General features: G+C 40.8%; 5 protein-coding genes. All 5 read right to left on the bottom strand.

Annotated elements, in window-relative coordinates; translation table 11 throughout:
- Positions 1–383: 383 nt before the first annotated feature.
- On the bottom strand, positions 384–1,262 hold the full coding sequence (galU, locus tag H5072_RS12675) for a UTP--glucose-1-phosphate uridylyltransferase GalU (RefSeq protein ID WP_002958699.1): 879 nt from the start codon (positions 1,260–1,262) through the stop codon (positions 384–386).
- A gap of 23 nt (positions 1,263–1,285) precedes the next feature.
- Positions 1,286–2,137: a thymidylate synthase gene (locus H5072_RS12670; protein ID WP_182693718.1), complete on the bottom strand. Its 852-nt coding sequence runs from the start codon at positions 2,135–2,137 to the stop codon at positions 1,286–1,288.
- A gap of 10 nt (positions 2,138–2,147) precedes the next feature.
- Positions 2,148–2,951, bottom strand: coding sequence for a prolipoprotein diacylglyceryl transferase (lgt, locus tag H5072_RS12665; protein WP_024598743.1), 804 nt, complete (start codon positions 2,949–2,951; stop codon positions 2,148–2,150).
- Between the two features lie 13 nt (positions 2,952–2,964).
- The gene (locus H5072_RS12660) at positions 2,965–3,774 is read right to left on the bottom strand and encodes a sulfite exporter TauE/SafE family protein (protein WP_182693717.1); all 810 of its coding nucleotides are present in this window, start codon (positions 3,772–3,774) and stop codon (positions 2,965–2,967) included.
- Positions 3,775–3,864: 90 nt separating this feature from the next.
- A partial coding sequence (locus H5072_RS12655; protein ID WP_310735880.1) for a putative PEP-binding protein occupies positions 3,865–4,380 on the bottom strand: 516 nt, incomplete at its 5' end.

Raw genomic sequence — 4,380 nt, 5'->3', positions numbered from 1 at the left:
CAATCTAGGGGCTATTTAATCGCGGCGCGAGGTTTGTAACCTAGTGGGCTCGATAACTGCTCCTGCGTTATTCTACTGACTTACATCCCTGTAAGAATAAGTAAAAACCGAGTAAAGCTTCCGCGTCCTGCTCACGCCCCTTACCTACATCCATGTAGGCAACAAAGAGTAAATTGCCCCGAGGCAGAACCCTTCGGGCAGCGCATGTTTGGCATCTATACTACGTTATCACCTATTTATGGGGAATAACCACACTACATAGGCTCTGCCTTGCCTAAATACCAAACAGCCTGCTGCAAATTTAGCCTCGAAAGATAAACAGGCCTGATAAAACTCATAAAAAAGGCGCCGATATAGGCGCCTTTCATGATTTACATTAACTGTTAAATCAGTTTTTTAATAAATGACTTTAATTCATCAGCAAATTCATCGCGACGAAGTGCAAATTCAATAGTCGCTTTTAAATAACCAATTTTACTTCCACAATCGTGGCTACGGCCTTTTATAGCGTATGCATCTACTTTTTCGTGTTCCATTAACATCGCAATTGCGTCAGTTAATTGAATTTCATTGCCTGCTCCTTGCGGAGTTTTTGCAAGTAACGGCCATATGTTTTCGCTTAATACGTATCGACCCACTACAGCTAAGTTAGATGGCGCTTCGTCTACTGGCGGTTTTTCTACCATGTTAAAAATTGGCGAGCTTTCACCTTGTTTTAAGTCAACATCGCCTAAATCAACCACACCAAACTTATCTACTTCATCCATTGGTACTGGCTCAACCATTATTTGGCTATGCTTGTTTTGCTCAAAATTAGCGATCATTTCTGCTAAGTTATCTTTTTTAAGATCGCTCTCTACATCATCAATAATTACATCAGGTAGAATAACTACAAACGGTTCGTTACCAATAATAGGCGCAGCACAACTAATAGCATGGCCTAAGCCTTTTGCTTCACCTTGGCGTACGTGAATAATGGTTACGTCTTTAGGGCAGATTGCTTGCACTTCGGCAAGTAGTTGCCGCTTTACACGCTTTTCTAAAGTAGCTTCTAGTTCAAAGCTCGTATCGAAGTGATTTTCGATTGAATTTTTACTTGAGTGCGTTACTAACACTATTTCTTTAATGCCTGCAGCAACGGCTTCGTTTACTACATATTGAATTAAAGGACGGTCTACCACTGGCAGCATTTCTTTAGGAATTGCTTTAGTGGCTGGTAACATACGAGTACCAAGGCCTGCTACTGGGATGACTGCTTTCATTTTATGTTTTCCTTAATCTTTTATTATACTGAAAATGGATATTGAATCGCTTCGTGGCATTGATAGCCTGTTACTTCAAAGTCGTCTCGTGTTACCCACGTTTCTATGTCTTCTAATGATTTAATTTCTGGATTAATTTTTAACTGAGGTGATGCAAATGGCTTACGCGTTAACTGCACATCACGCATCAGCTCAAGTTGGTTTTCGTAAATATGTGCATTAGCAATTTTATGATACGCCTTACCCGCTTTGTGGCCGGTAATTTGAGCCACTAGCGCAAGCAACACAAAACACTGAATTTGATTAAAATTAAGGCCAAGTGGCACATCACAGCTTCGCTGGTATGACGTTAAGTATAGCGTATCGCCAAGTAGTGAAAAAGTGTGCGTATGCATACACGGGCGCAAACAACCAAGCTCAAACTCACCTGGATTATAAAACGTGATTATTTCACCACGGTCATCAATGCCATTTTGTAAGTTATTAATAACTTTGGAAAGCTGATCAAGCGTTGAGCCATCTGGTCGTTGCCAACCACGGCCTTGTACGCCATAAACACGTCCCATGTCATCCTCACCTTTACGGTTAGGATTATTAAGCCATGCGTTGTTATCGTTCGCGTTGGCATCCCATGTTTTACAGCCAATTTCTCGAAACTGCTCAGCGCTGTCGTAACCGCGTAAATAACCTAGCAATTCGGCGATAGCTGCTTTGTAGTAACTTTTACGCGTCGTGATCATCGGAAACTTATTATTAGCCACATCGTATTCTAAATCGGCATTAATAACGGTTAAACAACGTGTACCTGTACGTTTGTTTTCGACCCACTGACCTTCGTCAACAATACGCTGACATAATTTTAAATATTGTTTCATGCTTTTCTTATTATGCCTTAGCTGGTGTAACGTGTTGTGGTTGCTTATATGCCCAAATTAATAAGCCTAAACCACCCACTATCATTGGAAGTGAAAGTATTTGTCCCATTGAAATAAAGTCGGCAAATAAACCGAGTTGTGCATCGGGTTGGCGGAAATATTCAATACAGAATCTAAACACGCCGTAACCTAATAAAAATACACCGGCTACACTCCCTGCTGGACGTGGTTTTTTAATAAACCATTGCAGGATTAAAAACAGCACTAAGCCTTCAAAAAATGCTTCGTATAATTGCGATGGGTGACGCGCAAGCGGACCGCCCGTTGGAAATACCATTGCCCATGGCACATCGGTAACTCGGCCCCATAACTCACCGTTTATAAAGTTACCAATACGTCCAGCTAAAAGCCCTACAGGAACCAGTGGTGCAACAAAGTCGCCCACTTGAAGCAGTGACTTTTTACGCGTCCACGAAAAAATTGCGACGGCGGTTATAACGCCAAGTGTGCCACCATGGAACGACATACCGCCCTGATCTATTCTAAATAAATACAGTGGGTTTTCTATAAAATAACTAAACTGGTAAAACAATACGTAGCCAATACGCCCGCCTAGTATTACCCCTAACATGCCGTAAAACAGTAAATCGCTTACTTGGTCTTTAGTCCAACCCGAATTTGGCTTTGACGCTTGACGATTAGCAAACCACATCGCAAATGCAAAACCTATTAAGTACATTAAGCCATACCAACGTACGCTTAGCGGTCCAACAGAAAAAATAATTGGATCAATTTGAGGAAACTCAAGTGCCATAAAAAATAAACCTTTAGCTAAAAACCATTTTAATTGCGATAACTACAAGCAGCACCGCGAAAACTTTTTTAATTGTATTAACAGGTAAATAGTGAGTTGCTTTAGCGCCAATAGGCGCAACAAACCACGAGGTAATAACAATTCCAAATAATGCAGGTAAATAAACAAACCCAGCAAAACCATGCTCTAAATCGGTAACATGCCAACCTGCGCTGATGTAACCAACAGAGCCAAATAATGCTATAACAATTCCGCACGCGGCTGCGCAGCCAATTGCTTTTTTTATATCAACCGAAAAGTAATTAAGCATAGGTACTATTAAAGCACCACCACCAATACCAATTAAACCTGATAATCCGCCCATTATCGCAGAAAATCCACCTAAAATAGGACCTGCTGGTAACGGTTTATCTGACATCGGTTTATTACGCGCGGATAGCACCATTCTTGCTGCAATAAATACAACACTTATAGCAAACACTGTACGCAATATTTGTTCAGGGATTAAACTTGCTGCAAAGCCACTAATAAGTGCACCTAAAGCCACACCCGACATAACCCATGGGGCAATATCCCAAGGCACGTTATCATTTTTATGATGAGCCAGCGCTGAAGACGTTGAAGTAAATAAAATAGAAGCGAGTGAGGTTGCAATAGCAATTACTAATACATGATCAGCCGACGTTACATTAAATGACAGTAGCAGAGTGCTTAGAACTGGAACGATAATTAAACCGCCACCAATGCCTAGTAACCCAGCTAAAAACCCAACAATACAGCCTAGTAGTGCGCAGCTTGCGACTAACAAACCTAAGTCATACATAGTAATCTCAAATACCCTTTTAAGGTTTATATATTAAAGGATTATAAAACTAATAGCATCTGTGTATTGCAATTAATTAGGCGTATAAGCTTATTTGGGAGTGTAAAACAAATCACCTAATTTATGCTCTAGCATAAAGCTTCGCGTTAAACGTAGTACTTGTTTGGCTGTGGATTGCGCTAAGCATTCACTTAATAGTTGTTCCATGTCACTGACATTTAAACGCCTAAGTACCCATTTAACTTTATTAAGCGATGATAAATTCATACTAAGGCGCCTGTAACCCATGGCAATAAGCAAAATAGCCCCTTCAGGATCGCCGCCTAGTTCACCACACAAACTAAACGGCAGTTCATATTGCTCACATTCACGCGCTACTTTATTTAGTACCCTGAGTACGCCCGGGTGATAAGGGTTAAAAAGTTCGGCAACTCGTGCATTAGCCCTGTCTACTGCTAATAAATACTGTGTTAAATCGTTACTACCTACTGAGCAAAAATCGACTTTTTTCGACCACTCTGGAAGCATAAATACACTTGAAGGTACCTCTAGCATTATACCTATGTCGGGTCTTTCTATGGTTTGCTCTGGGTATTTTTCACTTAA

It is taken from the genome of Pseudoalteromonas sp. SR45-5, assembly GCF_014163565.1.
GTDB classification, from domain to species: Bacteria; Pseudomonadota; Gammaproteobacteria; order Enterobacterales; family Alteromonadaceae; genus Pseudoalteromonas; species Pseudoalteromonas distincta.
The sequence above is the reverse complement of the archived record's forward strand: the minus strand, read 5'-3'. Positions and strand labels throughout refer to the sequence as shown.

Coding starts and splice junctions, on each gene's coding strand:
- galU (WP_002958699.1), bottom strand. CDS start 1,262: ATGAAAGCAGTCATCCCAGTAGCAGGCCTTGGTACTCGTATGTTACCA.
- H5072_RS12670 (WP_182693718.1), bottom strand. CDS start 2,137: ATGAAACAATATTTAAAATTATGTCAGCGTATTGTTGACGAAGGTCAG.
- lgt (WP_024598743.1), bottom strand. CDS start 2,951: ATGGCACTTGAGTTTCCTCAAATTGATCCAATTATTTTTTCTGTTGGA.
- H5072_RS12660 (WP_182693717.1), bottom strand. CDS start 3,774: ATGTATGACTTAGGTTTGTTAGTCGCAAGCTGCGCACTACTAGGCTGT.